Here is a 20,000-nt window from a genome sequence, read left to right on the forward strand (position 1 = left end):
ACGATGCGAGGTCCCCGGCGTCCTGACGCGTCCTCAGCGGATGCCGTCCTTGGCGAACTGGAGCACCGATTCGGCGTTGGATGCGTCGACGATCGCCGGTCCGGTCAGGACGGGCTGCCCGCCGCCGATCTGGAAGCCGCCGCGGCTGGCCTCCCAGAGCGCATCCACGGAACCGTAGCCCTGCAGCCACGGCTGCTGGTCGACGGTGAACAGGACCTTGCCGTCGATGATGCTCTGAACCAGCTCCCCGTTCAGGTCGAAGGAAGCGACCTTCACCTCGTCCTGCAGGTCCAGCGATTCCACGGCCGTGAGGATCGTCTGGGTGAAGGGTGCCCCCAGCCCGATGATGGCATCGACATCCGAGGCGGCCTGCAGCTTTGCGGTCACCGTCGAGGAGACCTGGGTCATGTCCGTTCCCGTGACATAGACGATCTCACTCCCGGGAACCTTCGACTTCACACCCGCGCAGCGGGCCTCCTGAGCCACGTTGCCCTGCTCGTGGATCACGCAGATCGGGTGGCTGCTACCCTCTGCCGCCAGTTCGGCGCCCACTGCCGCGCCGGCGAGGGCCTCATCCGAACCGAAGTGGGTGAAGGCTCCCAATTCCGCGGACACGTCTGCCCCGGAGTTGATGCTGACGATCGGGATGCCGGCGTCAGAGGCCCTCTTCAGCGCATCCTTCAGCGCATCGGGCTTTGCCAGGGTGACGACGATTCCGTCGACCCCCTGATCGACAGCCTGCTGGACCAGCTGGGCCTGCCGCCCGCCTTCGGGGTCCGAGGTGTACAGCAGGTCGACGTTGTCCTTCGCGGCAGCCTCCTCGGCCCCTTTGCGCACGATGTCCCAGAAGGTATCGCCAGGACCGGCATGGGTGATCATCGCGACCTTGATCTCCGGAGTGTTCGCTACCTGCCCGCCGCGATCCGCCTTGCCGCCGTCCGGATCCCGTCCGCCCTGTGCCGAGCAGGCGCTCAGAGCCAGTACCGGGACGACCACTGCGGCCACAACCCCTGCCCGCCAGGAAAACTTCTTCACGACCGATCTCCTTCTGATCTACATGTCCGGTCGAAACCTGGGCGTCGACCCGGAACTCACAACCTCTTCCAGGAGCCAGTCAGCCCTGGACGCATCGGCGTGGTTCGGGCCTCAGCGCCTCGTGGTCGGCCGGTGCGGACACCCCGCCACCCGCATTCAGGGACCCTCATCGATGGAGCCTCGCCTGGAAGACCGATGAACCCGATGCACTGCCGGGCGGGTGCGTTGGTGCTACGCGGCAAGGATGGAAGCATCGGCTACCGCCATGATCTCACGTGAGCGCTGGAGCCATGTTCACCGCGGATCCTTACCGGCAGGTCCCGTAGGATCCACCACGAGGGGCCCGGTTCGGGTGGGCGAGTTCGAGGTCGTTGTCCCAGCTCGGCCGGATTCACCGAGGCTGCAGGCCGCCCAGGACCAGTCCCGAGACCACGTATTTTGGGAATCCCGGCCGATCAGGATCTCGCCCTCGCCGTGGGTGACAGCGAGGATCGCCGCCTTCACCGACAGTGACCTGCCGCAGGTCGAGAAGAACGTCCGGTCCGCCCCGACCGCTTCGGCCATGAGGTCCTGGGCCCGCTGCAGGTAGCCATTGGACGTCTTCCTGTCGTCCAGTCCCGAACTGACCAGCACGCGCCGGTCCACGCCGCGGCCCTGCCGAGTACGCGGGCGGGTCGAGGAGCAACAAAAGCCGCCGGCTCGCCTCAGATGTGCAACAGGCAAGAGCCAGGGGCATGATGCGCGGGAACCGGCCCGCGCACCGATCGCGCCAAGGCCCAATGGCTCACCCGGGATAAGCGGTGATAGCCTGCCGACCACGTGCACTGACACTGCGTTGGTCGGAGGGCCCGTGGACCGTGTTCCATTCGACAGTACGATTCCGTTCCCGCGCGGGGGTCACCCGTTCAGCTCCTCCCGCTGCGAGGCCCCGGGCACGGACCTGACCTCCCGCAGGCAGTCTCCGTGACCATGTTCGATCCCGTACCGCTGCCGTTTCCGATCAGCCGACCGATCATCGGTGCGCCGATGGCAGGAGGACCGTCCACACCGGACCTGGTCGCTGCGGTCACGAACACGGGCGGCATGGGGTTCCTCGCCGGCGGATACAAGACCCCTCAGCAGCTCTGGGCTCAGATCACCGCCACGAGGGCGCTCACCCAGGGCCCGATCGGGGTGAACCTCTTCGTCGTCTCGGCCAACGAGGTCGATGAGGACGAGCTCGAGGCCTACCGGCAGGAATTGCAGCATGACGCCGACCGGTACGGCACGCACGTGGGCCCTCCCCGATGGGACGACGACTTCTGGAGCGGCAAGCTCGACGTCATCCGGGATCTGAGACCCGATGTGGTGTCATTCACGTTCAGCTGCCCGGACACGGAGGTGCTGCACGGGCTCGCCCAGGTGGGCGTTCTGACCGCCGTCACGGTCACGTCCCCGGCTGAAGCGCGCATGGCGGCGGAACGCGGCGCCCGCATCCTCATCGTGCAGGGGCCCGACGCCGGCGGCCACCGGGCTACCTTCGACCCCGCCGCGGACCCCGGCACCGAACCCCTTCCTGAGGTGATCCGAGCGATCAGGAGGGCGGTCGAACTGCCGCTCATCGCAGGAGGCGGCATCAGCACCCGGGAGCAGGTCCGCGCGATCCTCGACACCGGAGTCGCCGCCGTCCAGCTCGGCACTGCACTCCTCCTGGCGGACGAAGCCGGCACGAACCCTGCCCACCGGTCAGCGCTCCAGGACCCGGCGTTCACCGAAACGAAGGTCACCAGGGCCTTCACGGGCAGGCCCGCGCGCGGGCTGCGGAACCGGTTCATGGATGACCATCCCGGCAGCGGACCCGCCTACCCGCAGATCCACCACATGACCGCGCCGCTCCGCGCCGCGGCAGCGGCTTCCCACGACCTCCAGGGACTGCACCTCTGGGCCGGCACCGGCTACCGCAATACCCGCACCGGAGCAGCAGCGGGCATCGTCGAAGCCCTCACCCCTTGACCCCGGAAGGCTTCGGCGGTCAGGCGTCCGGCAGCTGGCTCTCGAACATGCGGTAGTACCTGCCCCGCAGGGCCACGAGTTCGCGGTGCGTGCCGGATTCCACCACGCGGCCGTCCTCGAGCATGTACACGATGTCCGCCTTCTCGATCGTGGCGAGGCGGTGGCTGATCGCGATGATCGTCCGTGAGCGGTCCGCGAACAGGCGCGTGAAGATCCGGTGCTCGGCCAGCGCGTCGATGGCCGACGTCGGCTCGTCCATCACGATGAAGGGCGCGTCCCGGTAGAAGTTCCGCGCCATGGCGAGGCGCTGCCACTGCCCGCCCGACAGTCCGCTGCCTTTCCGCCCGCGCGGGTCCTCCATCCAGTTGCTGACGTAGCTGTCGAAGCCGCCCGGCATCTTCCCGATGAACTCCGCCGCCTCGGCGTCCTCCGCCGCCCGGCGCACGCGGTCGTCGTCGCGCGGACGGTGGACATCCCCGAAGTAGATGTTGTTCGCCGCCGTCGCGAACTCGTACCGCAGGAAGTCCTGCGACATGACGGCCAGGTGCTGGTGCCAGTCGTCGATACGGACCTCCCGCAGGTTCCGGCCGTCGAGCAGCACCTCCCCCCTGCTCGGCTGGTACAGCCCTGCCAGCACCCGGATGAGCGTGGACTTCCCCGCGCCGTTCTCCCCCACGATCGCGATGTGCGTGCCGCGCTCGAAGGACATGGAGATGCCCTTGAGCACCTCCGCCTCGCTGCCCGCGTAGGTGAAGGAGATGCCGCGGAGTTCGACGGCGGACGGCGGCGCCTCCAGTCGGCCGGGGGCCGCCGTGGACAGCGGGAAGTCCATGAACTGCTCGTAGTCAATGAGGTTCGCGAGGTCCTCGTCGATCGAGCTCAGTGAGGACACGAGGTTGTTCGCGGTGCTGAGCGCCCGGGTGACGATCTGCTGGACGTAGAGGAACTGCCCCACGGGCTGGGCCCGCGCGATGATCTGCCCGACGATCCACACGAGCGCCAGCAGTTCGGCGCCGTACTGCACCGCGTCCGCGAGGAGCTGCTTCGGGATGTAGCGCTTCTGGAAGTCCAGCCGCCGCTTCTCGTCGGCGTCCCGCAGCGTGGAGCGCAGGTCCATCAGGTAGCGGACGATCCCGTAGAGGCGCATCTCGGCGATGTGCTGCGGCTTCATCAGGTTGGTCTCGATCATGCGCCGCTGCCGCCGGGAGTCCACCTGGGTGTTCCAGTGCGCCATCTGCTCCCGCGACAGGCGGAACTGCAGGTAGACGCTGGGGATGATCGCGACCAGGACGATCAGGGCGATCCACCAGCTGACGAGGAGCAGCGCGCCGATCGCGAGGACCACCGAGACGAGCTGCGTGAAGATCGCCGCGATGCGGTCGAGGACCCTCGCGTAGGAGTCGGAGAAGCGGCGGGCCCGGTCGTAGAGGTCCACCGTCTCCTTGTCGTCGTACCGCCAGAACTCCAGGGCCAGGAAACGCTCGTACATGCGGTCGCCCACGATGGCGCCGACCCGGAAGCTCAGGACCTGCTGGATGTAGCGGTCGACGCTGGTGAAGGAACCCCAGAGCAGTCCGAGGACGGCCGTGACGACCACGTAGGTGATGGCGGAGCGCCCGGCGTCGGGATCACCCGCGTACGCGGCGGCGAGCGCCGTCGTCGTCAGGGAGGCGAAATAGGTGGTGACCAGCGGCAGGACGGCCGAGATGAGCGACCCGGCCACCTTCATCGCGACCGCACCGGGTGAGGCCTTGGCACTGACCACCAGCACCTGGCCGACGGCGCGGGCGTAGGGGCCGAGCCGGAGCTTGCGGCGGGCGGCGACCTCGGGCTGCGGCAGCCCGCTCATACGGCATCAGCCCCTCCCGGAGGGAGGGGCTGAGGAGACGCGGGTGCGTTACTTGGAGCCGTAGTTGGGTGCCTCGACCGTCATCTGGATGTCGTGCGGGTGGGATTCCTTGAGGCCCGCAGCCGTGATGCGGACGAACTTGCCCTTGGCCTTCAGCTCGGGGATGGTCCGTGCGCCGGTGTAGAACATGGTCTGCCGCAGACCTCCCACGAGCTGGTACGCCACGGACGCGAGGGGTCCTCGGTACGCGACGCGGCCCTCGATGCCCTCGGGGATCAGCTTGTCGTCACCGGAGACGTCCGCCTGGAAGTAGCGGTCCTTGGAGTAGGACGTGTTCTTGCCGCGGGTCTGCATCGCACCGAGCGAGCCCATGCCGCGGTAGGTCTTGAACTGCTTGCCGTTGACGAAGATCAGCTCGCCGGGTGCCTCGGCGGAACCCGCCAGGAGCGAGCCGAGCATCACGGTGTCGGCACCGGCCACGAGGGCCTTGCCGATGTCGCCGGAGTACTGCAGGCCGCCGTCGGCGATGACGGGGACGCCGGCGGGGATGGCGGCCTTCGCGGACTCGTAGATCGCGGTGACCTGCGGGACGCCGACCCCTGCGACCACGCGGGTGGTGCAGATGGATCCCGGGCCCACGCCGACCTTGATGCCGTCGGCGCCGGCGTCGATCAGGGCCTGCGCTCCCTCGCGGGTGGCCGCCTGGCCGCCGATGATGTCGACGTGCGCAACGGACTTCTCGGCCTTCAGGCGGGCGATCATCTCGAGCACGCCCGCGCTGTGCCCATTGGCGGTGTCGACGAAGAGGGCGTCCACGCCCGCGTCGACGAGCGCCATGGCGCGCTCCCAGCCGTCGCCGAAGAAGCCGATGGCCGCGCCGACGCGGAGGCGTCCGTCGTCGTCCTTCGTGGACAGCGGGTACTGCTCCGCCTTCGTGAAGTCCTTGACGGTGATGAGGCCGCGCAGGACGCCCTCGTCGTCGACGAGGGGGAGCTTCTCGATCTTGTTCGTGGCGAGGAGGTTGATGGCGTCGTCACCGCTGATGCCCACGCGCCCGGTGACGAGGGGCATCTTCGTCATGACGTCCTTGACGAGGATGCGCGGGAAGTCCCGCTCGAGGACGAAGCGCGTGTCGCGGTTGGTGACGATGCCGAGGAGGTGCCCGGTGGCGTCGACGACGGGCAGGCCGGAGACGCGGTAGTGGCCGCAGAGCTCGTCGAGTTCCTGCAGGGTCGCATCCGGACCGATGGTCAGCGGGTTGGTGATCATGCCCGACTCGCTGCGCTTCACCCGGTCCACCTGATCCGCCTGGTCGGAGATGGACAGGTTGCGGTGGATGACGCCCAGGCCGCCCTGGCGGGCCATCGCCACGGCCATGCGGGACTCGGTCACGGTATCCATGGCCGAGGAGAGCAGCGGTGTCTTCACCGTGATGCGCTTGGAGATCCGCGACGACGTGTCGGCCTCCGAGGGGATGACGTCGGTATGGCCGGGAAGCAGGAGGACGTCGTCGTACGTCAGGCCGATGAATCCGAAGGGGTCGTGGGTTTCGTTCTGGCCGGACTGCTGGCTCACTGCTGCGCCTCTTTCGGTATCACCGGGTGGGGGTATGGGCCTTCGGCTGGATGCGCCGGCGGGCTCTGACAGTCTAGAACGGATCACCGGGGCGCCCTATTCCGGTGACAGTGCTCACGTCACCAGCCGAGCACGGACCGGAACCGTTCCTCGAAGGCCGGGATCATGGTCTCGACGTAGGTCTTGCTGAGGTGATCGCGGTCCATGTAGACGCGGACGTTCCCGACCACCCCGGCACAGGTGGCCTCGGCGCAGACGAGGTCCGTCATGTCCAGGTGTCCGAGCCCGGGCAGGCGGTGCGCGACGGCCGTGAGGGGCGACGACGGCGCCAGCACCTCCGAGATGGGGACGTCGCAGGCGGACGGGTCGGCGGCATGACGTGCCGTGCACTCCGCCATGTCCTCCTCGAACCGGGGCGTGTCCCGGAGGCCCACGACGGGGATACCGGCTGCGAGAAGGGGCGCGATCCCCTCCTCGAAGCCGGCCGGGACCTCCTCCGCCGGCGAACTCCAGTCCGTGCGCGTGCCGACGGTGAGTACCGCGTCCGGAGCGAGGCCGAGCGCGTAGTGCCGGGCGGCCTCATTGAAGGCGTGGCATTCGGGGTCCACCGTCGCCGGCGAGTCGACGAACCTGCAGTTGGGCTTGTGCACCGACACGGCGAGCCAGTTGTTCGAGGCGGCCATCGCACCGACGGCTGTCATCCACATCTGCGAGTGGGAGTCGCCGAGCACCAGGACGATCCGTTCCGCGGTCGCCGCATCCCCTGTCTGGACGCAGGAGGACAGCAGCGGGTCGGCCGGCATCGGCGCGCACGGCCCGTCGACGGCCGCCCACTCCGCGCCGAGGCTGCTGGCCAGGGGCCTCACCAGCGCGTCCTCGGCGCCGCGGAACTCGAAGCCGGGAACCAGGGCCGCGGCGCCCGGATTGTCTGCCCGCGTCTGCTGCTCCACCGCCGCCTCCTGCGCCTGGACGCGGTACTCCCAGCCCGAGAGGGGCACGGCCACGAGGCCGAGGGCCAGCGCGGCCACGAGGCCGGTGCGCCTGCGCCGCCCGGACGGCCACGCCCAGGAGCGCACCGGCTCTTCGACGAAGCGCGTGGTGAGCACGGCCAGCACGAGCGAGGCCGCGATGACGAGGCCGCCGTCGAGCAGCCCTGCCTCCTGTTCGTCCGCGACGATGAGCCAGATCACGAGGATGGGCCAGTGCCACAGGTACAGCGCATAGGACGCATTCCCGAGCCGGAGAACGGGCGGCGAGGACAGCCACCGATCGACGCCGGCAGGGCTGTCCGTCCGGCCGGCTGCGATGACGGCGGCGGCCGCGAGGGTCGGCCAGAGCGCGATGTAGCCGGGGAACTGCTGCTGCACCTGCAGGAGGACGCCGCAGGCCAGCATCATGGCCACGCCGGCCCAGCCCAGCACCACCCTCACCCGCACGGGAAGGACGAGGCGGGGCAGCACCAGTGCCACCAGCGAACCGAGCGCGAACTCCCAGAGCCGGGCGCGGGTGTCGAAGTAGGCCGCGGCCTGGTCCGCTCCGGTCTGCCGGACGGAGAACACGAGCGACAGCACGAAGACGGCGCCGAACAGGGCGATCAGCACGGACCGGGGACGCAGGCGGGTGCCGGCGACGACGACGGCGCACACCGCGAACAGGAGCGGCCAGAGCAGGAACACCTGCCCCTGGATGGAGAGCGACCAGAAGTGCTGCAGCGGGCTCGCCGCGCTGTGGTCGAGGGCGTAGTAGTCCACGGCGTCACCCGCGAGCTGCCAGTTCTGCCGGTAGGTTAGCGACGCCCAGGTCTGATCGAAGACGGACCGCCAGCGCGAACCGGGGATGAAGACGGCGGTGGCCGCGAGGACGGACAGCAGGACGACGACGGCGGCGGGTAGCAGGCGCCTGAGCAGGCCCAGCCAGTACGCGGCAAGGGCGAGTGGCTGCCCGGACTCGAGGCGCCGCGTGAACGTGACGGTGAGGAGGAAGGCCGAGACGAGCAGGAACACGTCCACGCCGCCGGACACCCGCCCGAGCCACACGTGGTAGACCACGACCATGCTGACGGCCAGCGCGCGCAGTCCCTGGACCTCGGGCCGGAACCGGCGCTCAGCCGAGCCGTCCGGACGATTCCGGGCGGCCGCAGAGGGCGGGGTCTGCAGGGCGGAAGCCACGCTGTTCCTCCTCGGAGGCCTGGAAGATGGGCGGACGCAAACCTCCAGTTTACCGTTCGGGAACCTGCCGTCGCGTCGGGAGCCCTCGAGGACCGATCCGCCGGTCGCCCGCGTAGCACGTACCCTAGAAGGAGTATCTCCCCGGGAACGCCGGGGACCACCTGAATGGAGCCGCCGGTCTGCCGGCCGCGACGACGAACGTCTGACGGCCTCTGCCCCGTCTCCCTCACCCAACGAGAGAAACCTAATCTGTGAATAAAAGACCTGCCGCACTGAAAGCACCACGGGAACTGGCCAAGGGAGCCATGCGGATCGTCGCTCTCGGTGGCATCGGTGAGATTGGCAGAAACATGACCGTCTTCGAGTTCGAGGGCAAGCTGCTGATCGTCGACTGCGGTGTCCTGTTCCCCGAGGAACACCAGCCGGGCGTCAATGTCATCCTCCCCGATTTCTCCTATATCCGCGACCGGCTCCACGACGTCGTCGCCGTGGTGCTCACGCACGGACACGAGGACCACATCGGCGCCGTTCCCTACCTCCTCAAGGAACGCGCGGACATCCCCCTGGTCGGTTCGAAGCTGACGCTCGCCTTCATCGAGGCCAAGCTCCAGGAACACCGCATCACCCCGAAGACCATCCAGGTCAAGGAGGGCGACCGCCGCACCCTGGGCGGGTTCGACCTCGAGTTCGTCGCCGTGAACCACTCCATCCCGGACAGCCTCGCCGTCGCCATCCGCACCGCGGCCGGGACGGTGCTCCACACCGGCGACTTCAAGATGGACCAGTTCCCCCTGGACCGCCGCATCACGGACCTCGGCGCCTTCGCGCGCCTCGGCGCCGAGGGCGTGGACCTGTTCCTCACGGACTCCACGAACGCCGACGTCCCCGGTTTCACGACCTCCGAGAAGGACCTGGCTCCGGCGATCGAGGCAGCGTTCCGCTCGGCGCCGCGCAGGATCATCGTCTCCAGCTTCGCGAGCCACATCCACCGTATCCAGCAGATCATCGACACCGCCGAACGCCACCGCCGCAAGGTGGCCTTCGTGGGCCGCTCGATGGTGCGCAACATGACCATCGCCGCGGACCTCGGCTACCTCAAGATCCCGCAGGGCCTGCTCGTGGACTTCAAGAAGCTCGAGCGCAGCGACGACCACAAGGTGGTCCTGATCTGCACCGGCTCGCAGGGTGAGCCCATGGCCGCCCTGTCGCGCATGGCCAACAACGACCACGCCATCCGCATCAGCGAGGGTGACACCGTGCTGCTGGCCAGCTCGCTCATCCCGGGCAACGAGAACGCCATCTACAGCATCATCAACGCCCTGACGGAGATCGGCGCCAACGTGGTCCACAAGGGCAACGCCAAGGTGCACGTCTCCGGCCACGCCAGCGCCGGTGAGCTCGCGTACTGCTACAACATCGTCAAGCCGCGCAACGTCATGCCGGTGCACGGCGAGTGGCGCCACCTGCGGGCCAACTCTGCGATCGCGGTAGCGACCGGTGTCGATCCCCGCAATGTCGTCATCGCGCAGGACGGCGTGACCGTCGACCTCGTGCGTGGCCGTGCCACGATCTCGGGCAAGGTGGAGGCCGGGCTCGTGTTCGTGGACGGCGATAGCGTCGGCGGCATCACCGAGGAGGACCTCGTGGAGCGCCGCCGCCTGGCGGAGGAGGGCGTCGTCACCGTCCTCGCGATCATCGACCCGGACAACGGTGACATGGTCGAGGCCCCCGAGTTCTTCACCAAGGGCTTCTCCTGCTCCGACGGGGACCTCGACAAGGCCGGCGCGGCCGTGGAGAAGGCACTCCGCGATTCCGCGTCCAACCGTCAGGGCGGGCGCCGCCAGGATCCGGAGGACATCATCGAGCGGGCAACGGCCAACTGGATGCGCCGGTACTACAACCGCCAGCCGGTCGTCACGGCGATCGTCGTCGACGCCTGACCGAGCACCGACCCGACGCCCCGGCACTCGCGAGAGTGCCGGGGCGTCGTCGTCTCCCGGGCCGTCGTATCAGGGCCGTTGCGTCCAGGGCCCGGATACACAGCAGCACCCCGGCTCGGAGGAACCGGGGTGCTGCTGGGTGACAGGTCGGGCCGGGGCCCGGGCGTCCTAGTGCGAGTGGCCGTGGCCCTCGTCGTCGGACTCCTCGGGCTTCTCGACCACGAGGGTTTCCGTGGTGAGCACCAGCGCCGCGATGGAGGCAGCGTTGCGCAGGGCCGAGCGCGTCACCTTCACGGGGTCGATGATGCCGGCATCCACGAGGTTCTCGTACTCGCCGGACGCAGCGTTGAAGCCGTGGCCGTCCTCGAGGTCGGAGACCTTCGCGACGACGACGTAGCCTTCGTGGCCGGCGTTCTCGGCGATCCAGCGCAGCGGCTGGGCCAGCGCGCGGCGCACGAGGCCCACGGCGGTGGCCGCATCCCCCTCGAGTGCCAGGACGTCGGCATCGGTGTCCAGCGCCTTGCCGGCGTGGACCAGGGCCGAACCGCCACCGGCAACGATGCCCTCTTCGAGGGCTGCGCGCGTCGACGACACGGCGTCCTCGATGCGGTGCTTCTTCTCCTTGAGCTCGACCTCGGTGGCCGCGCCGACCTTGATGACGCCGATGCCGCCCGCGAGCTTCGCGAGGCGCTCCTGGAGCTTCTCACGGTCCCAGTCGGAATCGGTGCGCTCCACCTCGGCGCGGATCTGGGACACGCGGTCGGCGACGTCGGACTCGCTGCCGGCGCCGTCGACGATCGTGGTGGCGTCCTTGGTGACCGTGATCCGGCGAGCGGAACCGAGCACCTCGAGGCCTACCTGGTCCAGCTTCAGGCCGAGATCGGGCGAGACGACCTGCGCACCGGTGAGGGTGGCGATGTCCTGCATCATGGCCTTGCGGCGGTCGCCGAAGCCCGGAGCCTTGACGGCGACGACGTTGAGGGTGCCGCGGATCTTGTTGACCACGAGCGTGGAGAGCGCTTCGCCCTCGATGTCCTCGGCGATGATGAACAGCGGCTTGCCGGCCTGCAGGGCCTTCTCGAGCAGCGGCAGGAATTCCTGCAGCGAGGAGATCTTGCCGGAGTTGATCAGGATGAGCGCGTCCTCGAGGACGGCTTCCTGGCGCTCCGCGTCGGTGACGAAGTACGGCGAGAGGTAGCCCTTGTCGAACTGCATGCCCTCCGTGAGGACCAGCTCGGTCTGCGTGGAGGAGGACTCCTCGATGGTGATCACACCATCCTTGCCGACCTTCTCGAAGGCCTCCGCGAGGAGGTCACCGACCTCGGTGCTCTGGGCGGAGATGGAGGCGACGTTCGCGGTCTGCTGACCGACGACCTCGCGGGCGTTCTCGAGCAGGCGCTTGGCGACGGCCTCGACCGCCACCTCGATGCCGTGCTTGAGTGCACCCGGTGCGGCGCCGGCGGCCACGTTGCGGAGGCCTTCCTTGACCAGGGCCTGCGCCAGGACGGTCGCGGTGGTGGTTCCGTCACCGGCGACGTCGTTGGTCTTGGTGGCGACCTCCTTGGCCAGCTGCGCGCCGAGGTTCTCGTAGGGGTCGTCGAGCTCGATCTCGCGGGCGATCGTCACGCCGTCGTTGGTGATGGTGGGGGCGCCCCACTTCTTGTCGAGCACGACGTTGCGTCCGCGGGGGCCCAGCGTCACCTTGACGGTGTTCGCGAGCTTGTCCACGCCGGCCTCGAGGGCACGGCGGGCGGCGTCGTTGAATTCCAACTGCTTTGCCATTGTTGGTTCCTTTCAGGCTTGTGCAGCGAGAAAAACCCCGGCCACTGCGGGCCGGGGCTTTTCCAATCGGGTACTACTTGACGACGACTGCGAGGACGTCGCGGGCGGAGAGCACCAGGTACTCCTGGCCACCGTGCTTGACTTCGGTTCCGCCGTACTTCGAGTAGATGACGATGTCGCCCTCGGCGACGTCGACGGGGACGCGGTTGCCGTTGTCGTCGACGCGACCCGGTCCGACTGCTACGACTTCACCCTCCTGGGGCTTCTCCTTGGCCGTGTCCGGGATGACGAGGCCGGAAGCAGTGGTCTGCTCGGCTTCGAGGGGACGGACAACAATGCGATCCTCAAGGGGCTTAATAGAGACCGACACTCGGGCTCTCCTTTGCGTTCGTTACCAATGGAATGAAGGCCCTCGGGCTGGGCGTGAACCGTCGTCGCGGTGCCGGCGAACGCTTCCCTCGGGATTAGCACCCACATGGAGTGAGTGCCAACTCCGACTGTATGCAACGGCTAGCACTCGGTCAAGGCGAGTGCCAGCTGCCGCGCTTCCCGCCCCGTCCTGTGACCGACGCCACAGGCAATAGGTGATGCTTCGTTTGCGTAATTCCCGAGCCACGCTCTAGATTCGAGAAGGTAAGGCATTCCTTACTTCCGATCCCCGGCCTGCCGGCCCTTCCCTTCCCGGAGTTCACCCCATGGCACACCTGCGCTTCGCCGTCCTTTCCGCAGCCGCTGCGGCCACCCTGGCCCTGACCGCCTGCGGTGGTTCCTCCGAAGCAGCGGATGCGCCTGCGACGACGTCGATCGTCGCGATCGACCACGCGCAGGGCACCACGGAGGTGCCGGTGAACCCCGAGAACGTCTTCACCTTCGACCTCGGCGCACTCGACACCCTGGACGCCCTGGGCGTCGACGTCGACGGCGTCCCGCAGGGAACCCTGCCCGCCCAGCTGTCGGCCTACGAGGGCGGCGACATCACCAACATCGGGTCCATGAAGGAACCCGACTTCGAGGCGATCGCCGCGGCCGACCCGGACCTGATCATCATCTCGAGCCGCGTCGCCGATTCCTACGACGAACTCTCGGAGATCGCGCCGACCATCGACCTGACCGTCGATGCCTCCGAGCCGATCGCGAGCTTCACCGCGCACACCGAGTCCCTCGGCCGGATCTTCGGCGCCGAGGACGAGGTGGCGGAGCGCCTGGCGGCCCTCGACACCCGGATCAGCGAGACGAAGGAGGCCGCGGCGTCCGCCGGGAACGGCCTGATCCTCATGACCAGCGCAGGCGAGGTCACGGCGTACGGCGCCGGGTCCCGCTTCGGCCTCATCCACGATGTCCTCGGCGTCGAACCTGCCGCCGAGGTGAAGACCGAGGGCACGCACGGCGAGGCCGTCTCCTTCGAGTACATCGCCGAGATCAACCCCGCCCACCTCTTCGTCATCGACCGTGACGCCGCCGTCGGCGAGGCCGGAGCCGCCGCCTCCGCCGTCCTGGACAACGAACTCGTCAACGGGACGGACGCCGCGAAGAACGACGCCGTCACCTACCTCGACTCCGCCAGCTGGTACCTCATCGGCTACGGCCTGAACAACCTCGACGCCATGGTGTCGGCCGTCAACGAGGCCGTCGCGGCCTGATCCGCTGCGCCGCACCTGCGGCGGGCGCCCCCATGGCAGCACTCTCCCTCCGGCCCCAGCGGCCGGCACAGCAGCGCGGTTCCCGATCGCCGGCCCTCTGGCCGGCCGGTGGAGCCGTGCTGCTGCTTGCCCTCATCAGCCTCTTCACCGGAGTCTCCGACGTCTCCCCCGCCGACCTGCTCGCGGGCGACACCGGTGTCTGGCAGACCTTCCTCGTGAGCCGGGTCCCCCGCACCCTCGCCGTCGTGCTCGCGGGCGTCGCGCTCAGCATCGCGGGCTTCATCCTGCAGCTCATGGCCCGCAACCGGTTCGTCGAGCCCTCGACCGTCGGAACCGTGGAGGCCGCGACCGCCGGGATCCTCGTGGCGACACTGCTCCTGCCCGGCGCCCCGATCGTGGCCAAGATGGGCATCGCCGCGGTCTTCGCGCTGGCCGGGACCGCGCTGTTCCTGTCCGTGCTGCGGCGGATACCCCTGCGGAACACCCTGATCGTGCCCCTCGTCGGCATCATGCTCGGCGGCGTCATCTCGGCGGTGACCACGTTCTTCGCCTACCGCTTCGACCTGCTGCAGACGCTCAACACGTGGATGATCGGGGACTTCTCCGGACTCATCCGCGGCCGCTACGAGCTCCTGTGGATCGTCGCCGCCCTCGCCGTCGTGGGCTACGTGTGCGCCGACCGCTTCACCGTGGCGGGCATGGGCGAGGAGTTCACCACCAACCTGGGACTGGACTACCGGCGCACCATGAACCTCGGCCTGGTGCTGGTCAGCCTCATCAGCGCCGTCGTCGTCGTGGTGGTCGGCTCCATCCCGTTCCTCGGGCTGATCGTCCCCAATCTCGTCTCCCTGCTGATCGGCGACAACGTGCGCCGGGCGGTCCCCTGGATCGCCGTGTTCGGCGCGGGCTTCGTCCTGACCTGCGACATCCTCGGCCGCGTGATCCGCTTTCCCTACGAGGTGCCGGTGGGCGTGATCGTCTCGGTGGTCGGCAGTGCGCTGTTCATCGCCCTGCTCGTTCGGAGGAACGCCGGTGCGCGCTAGGACGAACGCCCTTCCCAGCGCCGTCGTGCAATCCGGCCGGACACCGATCCGGTCGCTCCCGCCCGCCTTCTGGCTTGGGGTGCTCGGGGCCACGGCGGTCGCGCTCATCGCGGCGTTCCTGCTCGTCGGACTCGAGGGCGACATCGCGTACGTGCTTCCGCGCCGGCTCAACCGCGTCGGGGCGATGGTGCTCGTCGCCGTCGCGGTCGGGGTCTCCACCGTCCTGTTCCAGACCGTGACCGGCAACCGGATCCTGACGCCGTCCATCATGGGCCTGGACGCGCTCTACATCCTCATCCAGACCGCGCTGGCCTTCGCCCTCGGCGCCTCGGCGCTCCTGACGCTCGGCGCACCGATCCGCTTCGCCGTCGAGGTCACGCTGATGGTCGCGTTCTCCTGGCTGCTCTACCGGTGGCTGTTCACGGGCGGCGGGCGCAGCCTGCACCTCCTGCTGCTCGTCGGCATCGTCTTCGGCGTCTTCTTCCGGGGCGCCTCGACACTGCTCCAGCGCCTGATGGACCCGAGCGAGTACATCATCCTGCAGGACCTGTTCTTCGCCAGCTTCAACCGCGTCGACCCGACCCTGCTGCTCCTCTCCGCGATCGCCGTCGGAGGGCTGTGCATTCCGGCGTGGCGCCTTCGGCACCGCCTCGATGTCCTCGCGCTCGGCCGGGACACCGCCGTCGGCCTCGGCGTCGACTACCGGCGCACCGTGACGGTGGTCCTCGTCATCTGCTCGGTGCTCGTCGCCGTCTCCACCGCCCTGGTGGGTCCGGCCACCTTCTTCGGCCTGCTGGTCTCGGCGCTCGCCTACCAGCTGTGCAGCTCCTTCCGGCACGCCGTCGTACTCCCCCTCGCCGTCCTGCTCGGCGTGATCGCCCTCGTCGGCGGCCAGCTCGTCCTCGAGCAGGTCTTCGAGTTCGACACGGCGCTCAGCATCGTCATCGAGTTCACGGGCGGCCTCGTCTTCCTCGCCCTCCTCCTGAAAGGTCGCATCCGGTGATCACCCTGACCTCCGCCACCAAGCGCTACGGCACCGCGACGGTGGTCGACGACGTCAGCTGCACCCTCCCCCGCGGCGGCGTCACCTCGATCATCGGACCCAACGGAGCCGGGAAGTCCACCCTGCTGTCCCTGATGAGCCGGCTGCTCCCGCTGGACGCCGGGACCGTGGAGGTGGACGGGCTGGACGTCAGCACGACGCCGGGACCCGCGCTCGCGAGGACGCTGTCCATCCTGCGCCAGGAGAACCAGCTCACCGTCCGCCTCTCGGTGCGGGACCTCGTGGGGTTCGGCCGGTTCCCGCACAACAACGGCCGGCCCACCGTGGTGGACCGGGAACACATCGAGCGGGCCCTCGACTATCTCGACCTCGCCGACCTCGCGGACCGCTTCGTCGACGAGCTCTCGGGCGGGCAGCGCCAGCGGGCGTTCATCGCCATGGTGCTCGCACAGGACACGGACTACATCCTGCTCGACGAGCCGCTGAACAACCTGGACATGAAGCACTCCGTGGACATGATGCGCCTGCTCCGCCGGCTCGTGGACGACCTCGGCAAGACCGTGGTGCTCGTCATCCACGACATCAACTTCGCGTCCTGCTACTCCGACACGATCGTCGCGATGCGCGACGGCGCGATCATCCACCAGGGGACGCCCGAGGAGATCATGACGCCGCAGGTGCTGCACGACGTGTACGACGTGGACATCCAGGTGGAGCACATCCGGGGCAACAGGATCGGCGTCTACTTCGCCTAGGCTGGCTGCATGGCTTCGGACAACATCGCGGACATCCTGACCCCCGAAGGCTGGGAGCTGGTGAACTCCCTCGGCCCCTACGCCGAAGCCGACAGCCTGCGGCTCACCGAGCGGCTGCGGAAGGCGGGCCACTCCCCCGACGCCGTCGCCGCCGCCCTCACCCAGTCGCGCCTGCGGGCGAAGGCAGCCGCCAAGTTCGGGCCCTTCGCCGAGCACATGGTCTTCACATCGGCAGGACTCGAGCAGGCCACGCGCCTGTCCGTCGCCGCCCGCCACGCGCAGCGCTTCGTCGACGCCGGGCTGGTCACGGTGGCCGACCTCGGGTGCGGCCTCGGCGCCGACAGCATGGCCCTGGCCACCCTCGACCGCCAGGTCACCGCCGTCGAACTCGACGAGACGACCGCCGCCGCCGCGACCATGAACCTGCTGCCTTTCCCCAACGCCCGCGTGGTCAACGCCGACGCCTCGGCCGTGGACACTGCCGAGTACGACGGCGTCTGGCTCGACCCGGCGCGCAGGACGACGACGTCGTCGGGCACCTCCCGCCTCTTCGACCCCGAGGCGTTCTCGCCCCCGCTGTCCTTCGTCCAGGAACTCGCCGACAGCGGGAAGCCGGTGGGCGTGAAGATGGGCCCGGGCATGCCGCACGAGTCCATCCCGTCGGGCTGCGAGGCACAGTGGGTCTCCGTGGACGGCGACGTCACCGAGGTGGCGCTGTGGTTCAATGCGCTCCGCCGCGAGGGCGTCCGCCGCGCCGCCCTCGTCCTCGGCCCGAGGGGGGCCGCGGAGATGGTGTCGGACGCGGAGTTCGGCAGCGGCCCGACCGCTCCCGTCGGCGAGCCCGGCGGCTACCTGTACGAGCCGGACGGCGCCGTCATCCGCGCCGAACTCGTCGCGGACCTCGCCGCGGACCTGGGCGGGCACCTGCTGGACCCGATGATCGCCTACATCTGCGCGCCCACGTTCACGGACACCCCCTTCGCCCGGGCGTACCGGGTGCTCGCGGTACGGCCCTACAACGTCAAGGCACTCAGGACCTGGGTCCGCTCCGAGGGCATCGGCGTCCTCGACATCAAGAAGCGCGGCATCTCGGCCACCCCGGAGGACGTGCGCAAGCAGTTGCTGACCGGCTCCGGCAAGGGACGGAACAAGGCGACCCTGGTGCTGACGCGCATCGGGGACGAGCGCGTGGCTCTCGTCGTCGAGCCCGTTCCAGCCCCCTAGCGGCACCGGGCCACACATTCCGCGCGGCCGCAACCGGGTCGTCTCGGCTGCCACCCGCGCGCCTGGCTTCCTAGACTCGGGAGGACGGGAATCCGGGACGAGCGGGAGGCAGCGCATGGCGAACGGTACAGCGGGATCATCGGAAGCACGGCACGGTGTGCTGTTCGACGTGGATGGCACCCTCGTGGACTCCAACTACCAGCACACCATCGCCTGGTGGCAGGCATTCCGCCGCTTCGGGCACGACGTCCCGCTGGCGGAGATCCACCGGGCCATCGGGATGGGCGGCGACAAGCTGGTGGCGCACCTCCTCGGCGACGACCGGGACACCGGGCAGGACGAGGAGCTCGACTCCACGCATGGCGCCGTCTTCTCCACCTACTGGCCGGCCCTGCGAGCCTTCGAGGGAGCAGGGGAACTGGTGCGCCGATGCGCGGACAGCGGCCTCACGGTGGTCCTCGCGTCCTCCGCCTCGCAGCAGGAACTGGGCGTGCTCCGCGAGATCATCGACGCGGACGAGGCGATCAGCGCGGCGACGAGCTCCTCGGATGCGGAGAACAGCAAGCCCTCCCCGGACATCCTGGCGGCGGCGCTGGAGGCCGGCGGACTCGAGGCAGCGAACGCCGTATTCGTCGGCGACTCCGTGTGGGACGTCCTCGCGGCGTCGGAACTGAAGATCCCCACGATCGGCCTGGCCTCGGGCGGCACGAGCGAGGCGGAACTGCGCGAGGCAGGAGCCGTGGAGGTCTACAAGGACATCCGGGCGCTGCTCGACGCGTTCGACGACGGGGCGCTGCACCACCTGGCGACGTCCTGAGGAGCCTGAGCCGGGCCACCGCCCCCCTGCTGCGCATCCTCGCTTGCTAGTCCTCGCTGCTGAGGAGGCGTCGTCGGGCGCTCAGAAGCTCGACCTCGGGCCTCGCTGCGACGTATCGCTCCACCCGGTCCAGCACGTCCACCACATGCTGCCGGTCGCCTCCGACCACCCCCGCCCCCACGACGGCCCGGCGGTGCAGGTCCTGGTGCCCGATCTCTGCGACGGACAGCTCGAACTTCCGGCGGAGGTCCGACACGAGCGGGCGCACCACCGACCGCTTTCCCTTCAGCGAGTGCACGTCACCGAGCAGGACATCGAACTCGATGAATCCGATCCACATGGTGGTCCTCCTTGTCGTCGAGCACCCCGAGCCGACTCTTGTGTGTGTACTGTAGCGAAGCCTCTCCACGCCATCCGGAGGAAAGAAGCGTAGGGTGGGGGGAGTTGTCTAGAAGAAGGCGGCTGATTTCGGTTCTTCTCTTCGTTGCCCTGGTGATCGCACCGGGTACCCAATAGCAGAGCACCATCCCCGATAGGGGCGTGCAGCATGAACGACCAGGAAGCCCTTCTTCCACAGCCATCCGCAGGCGGTTCCCCGCGCCGTGCGGCCTCCAGTTCCAGCGCCGGCCCCGGCCGTGCCCTGACGACTTCACCTCTCCCTGCCGGTACCTCCGCGCCCTGATCCGCTGCGCGCCGGCAATCCGCTGTCGGCGCTTCCTCCCCGGCACATCTCCGGACCCAGCTTCGCTTTCAGCACTTCTTTTCTCCACTGCTCGACACTGCAAAGGACCACCATGACGCAGCACATCGACGATTTCCTGCACGACTGCATCACCGTCACCGCCGACGGCTCGCTCGTATCCATCGACGAGGTCGAGGGACTCTACCTGTACTGGAGCTCCCTCCGCGCCGCGGACTCCACGGAGGGTTCCTCGGGCGAATCCACGGACGACTCCCCGGACACCGCCGCTGTCCTCGAGGCCCTGTATGCCCGGGGGGTGGAGCCGATCCAGCGGGACGGCGTAGATTACGTCGAGGGGCTCATCCTGACGGGGCCGGTCATGGCCGACTTCATCGTGGCCTGCGACTTCTCCGGGGTCTGGGGTCAGCCCGAGCTCTGGGACCTGGCCGCGGTGCGGGAAGTCGTCACAGCGTCGTAGAACCGGAAGGAGGTGCC

General features: G+C 68.8%; 17 protein-coding genes. 9 read left to right on the top strand and 8 right to left on the bottom strand.

Annotation, left to right across the window (positions count from 1 at the left end; all coding sequences use genetic code 11):
* Nucleotides 1–33: 33 nt before the first annotated feature.
* Together ACX80J_RS00900 and ACX80J_RS00905 are read right to left on the bottom strand one after the other, a co-directional pair.
* Complete coding sequence (locus ACX80J_RS00900) at nt 34–1,035, bottom strand: substrate-binding domain-containing protein (RefSeq protein ID WP_459346510.1); 1,002 nt, start codon at nt 1,033–1,035, stop codon at nt 34–36.
* A 294-nt stretch (nt 1,036–1,329) separates the two neighbouring features.
* A complete protein-coding gene (locus tag ACX80J_RS00905) occupies nt 1,330–1,668 on the bottom strand; it encodes a hypothetical protein (protein ID WP_459346511.1) in 339 nt (112 codons plus the stop codon).
* A 336-nt stretch (nt 1,669–2,004) separates the two neighbouring features.
* On the opposite strand from ACX80J_RS00905, the gene ACX80J_RS00910 reads away from it, so the two are divergent.
* Nucleotides 2,005–3,027, top strand: coding sequence for a nitronate monooxygenase (locus ACX80J_RS00910; RefSeq protein ID WP_459346933.1), 1,023 nt, complete (start codon nt 2,005–2,007; stop codon nt 3,025–3,027).
* Nucleotides 3,028–3,046: 19 nt separating this feature from the next.
* Here ACX80J_RS00910 and ACX80J_RS00915 read toward each other — a convergent pair whose 3' ends face one another.
* From ACX80J_RS00915 to ACX80J_RS00925, 3 genes are all read right to left on the bottom strand, one after another.
* A complete protein-coding gene (locus tag ACX80J_RS00915; protein WP_459346512.1) occupies nt 3,047–4,876 on the bottom strand; it encodes an ABC transporter ATP-binding protein in 1,830 nt (609 codons plus the stop codon).
* A 48-nt stretch (nt 4,877–4,924) separates the two neighbouring features.
* On the bottom strand, nt 4,925–6,451 hold the full coding sequence (guaB, locus tag ACX80J_RS00920; RefSeq protein WP_301226392.1) for an IMP dehydrogenase: 1,527 nt from the start codon (nt 6,449–6,451) through the stop codon (nt 4,925–4,927).
* A gap of 119 nt (nt 6,452–6,570) precedes the next feature.
* A complete protein-coding gene (locus ACX80J_RS00925) occupies nt 6,571–8,619 on the bottom strand; it encodes an acyltransferase family protein (protein WP_459346513.1) in 2,049 nt (682 codons plus the stop codon).
* A 305-nt stretch (nt 8,620–8,924) separates the two neighbouring features.
* On the opposite strand from ACX80J_RS00925, the gene ACX80J_RS00930 reads away from it, so the two are divergent.
* On the top strand, nt 8,925–10,559 hold the full coding sequence (locus ACX80J_RS00930) for a ribonuclease J (protein WP_459343908.1): 1,635 nt from the start codon (nt 8,925–8,927) through the stop codon (nt 10,557–10,559).
* A gap of 168 nt (nt 10,560–10,727) precedes the next feature.
* Here the strand turns inward: ACX80J_RS00930 and groL are convergent, their stop codons facing one another.
* Nucleotides 10,728–12,341, bottom strand: a complete 1,614-nt coding sequence (gene groL, locus ACX80J_RS00935; RefSeq protein ID WP_459346514.1) for a chaperonin GroEL — start codon at nt 12,339–12,341, stop codon at nt 10,728–10,730.
* 73 nt (nt 12,342–12,414) lie between these two features.
* Nucleotides 12,415–12,711 (bottom strand): co-chaperone GroES, encoded by a 297-nt coding sequence (groES, locus tag ACX80J_RS00940; protein WP_055768411.1) that lies wholly within the window; start codon nt 12,709–12,711, stop codon nt 12,415–12,417.
* Nucleotides 12,712–13,036: 325 nt separating this feature from the next.
* Here groES and ACX80J_RS00945 point away from each other — a divergent pair, with 325 nt between their 5' ends.
* From ACX80J_RS00945 to ACX80J_RS00970, 6 genes are all read left to right on the top strand, one after another.
* Nucleotides 13,037–13,981, top strand: coding sequence for a siderophore ABC transporter substrate-binding protein (locus tag ACX80J_RS00945; protein ID WP_459346515.1), 945 nt, complete (start codon nt 13,037–13,039; stop codon nt 13,979–13,981).
* A 32-nt stretch (nt 13,982–14,013) separates the two neighbouring features.
* Nucleotides 14,014–15,024, top strand: coding sequence for an ABC transporter permease (locus tag ACX80J_RS00950; protein ID WP_459343752.1), 1,011 nt, complete (start codon nt 14,014–14,016; stop codon nt 15,022–15,024).
* Entirely contained in the window at nt 15,014–16,027 is a 1,014-nt protein-coding gene (locus ACX80J_RS00955; RefSeq protein ID WP_459346516.1) for an iron chelate uptake ABC transporter family permease subunit, read from the top strand. Before ACX80J_RS00950 ends, ACX80J_RS00955 begins: the two co-directional genes overlap by 11 nt.
* The gene (locus ACX80J_RS00960; RefSeq protein ID WP_459343754.1) at nt 16,024–16,782 is read left to right on the top strand and encodes an iron ABC transporter ATP-binding protein; all 759 of its coding nucleotides are present in this window, start codon (nt 16,024–16,026) and stop codon (nt 16,780–16,782) included. The genes ACX80J_RS00955 and ACX80J_RS00960 overlap by 4 nt, the downstream gene beginning before the upstream one ends.
* Nucleotides 16,783–16,791: 9 nt before the next feature.
* The gene (locus tag ACX80J_RS00965) at nt 16,792–18,006 is read left to right on the top strand and encodes a THUMP-like domain-containing protein (RefSeq protein WP_459346517.1); all 1,215 of its coding nucleotides are present in this window, start codon (nt 16,792–16,794) and stop codon (nt 18,004–18,006) included.
* 115 nt (nt 18,007–18,121) lie between these two features.
* Nucleotides 18,122–18,823, top strand: a complete 702-nt coding sequence (locus ACX80J_RS00970; RefSeq protein ID WP_459346518.1) for an HAD family hydrolase — start codon at nt 18,122–18,124, stop codon at nt 18,821–18,823.
* 46 nt (nt 18,824–18,869) lie between these two features.
* On the opposite strand, the gene ACX80J_RS00975 is transcribed toward ACX80J_RS00970, so the two are convergent.
* Entirely contained in the window at nt 18,870–19,163 is a 294-nt protein-coding gene (locus ACX80J_RS00975; protein ID WP_459346519.1) for a DUF503 domain-containing protein, read from the bottom strand.
* A gap of 454 nt (nt 19,164–19,617) precedes the next feature.
* Between ACX80J_RS00975 and ACX80J_RS00980 the strand changes: the two genes are divergently transcribed.
* Nucleotides 19,618–19,983: a hypothetical protein gene (locus tag ACX80J_RS00980; RefSeq protein ID WP_459346520.1), complete on the top strand. Its 366-nt coding sequence runs from the start codon at nt 19,618–19,620 to the stop codon at nt 19,981–19,983.
* The last annotated feature ends 17 nt before the right edge of the window (nt 19,984–20,000 follow it).

This window comes from Arthrobacter rhamnosi, from assembly GCF_054510975.1.

Excerpts from the sequence above, each read along its gene's own strand:
- ACX80J_RS00910 (WP_459346933.1), top strand. The coding sequence starts at position 2,005 with ATGTTCGATCCCGTACCGCTGCCGTTTCCGATCAGCCGACCGATCATC.
- ACX80J_RS00915 (WP_459346512.1), bottom strand. The coding sequence starts at position 4,876 with ATGAGCGGGCTGCCGCAGCCCGAGGTCGCCGCCCGCCGCAAGCTCCGG.
- ACX80J_RS00930 (WP_459343908.1), top strand. The coding sequence starts at position 8,925 with ATGCGGATCGTCGCTCTCGGTGGCATCGGTGAGATTGGCAGAAACATG.
- groL (WP_459346514.1), bottom strand. The coding sequence starts at position 12,341 with ATGGCAAAGCAGTTGGAATTCAACGACGCCGCCCGCCGTGCCCTCGAG.
- ACX80J_RS00945 (WP_459346515.1), top strand. The coding sequence starts at position 13,037 with ATGGCACACCTGCGCTTCGCCGTCCTTTCCGCAGCCGCTGCGGCCACC.
- ACX80J_RS00950 (WP_459343752.1), top strand. The coding sequence starts at position 14,014 with ATGGCAGCACTCTCCCTCCGGCCCCAGCGGCCGGCACAGCAGCGCGGT.
- ACX80J_RS00965 (WP_459346517.1), top strand. The coding sequence starts at position 16,792 with ATGGCTTCGGACAACATCGCGGACATCCTGACCCCCGAAGGCTGGGAG.
- ACX80J_RS00970 (WP_459346518.1), top strand. The coding sequence starts at position 18,122 with ATGGCGAACGGTACAGCGGGATCATCGGAAGCACGGCACGGTGTGCTG.
- ACX80J_RS00975 (WP_459346519.1), bottom strand. The coding sequence starts at position 19,163 with ATGTGGATCGGATTCATCGAGTTCGATGTCCTGCTCGGTGACGTGCAC.
- ACX80J_RS00980 (WP_459346520.1), top strand. The coding sequence starts at position 19,618 with ATGACGCAGCACATCGACGATTTCCTGCACGACTGCATCACCGTCACC.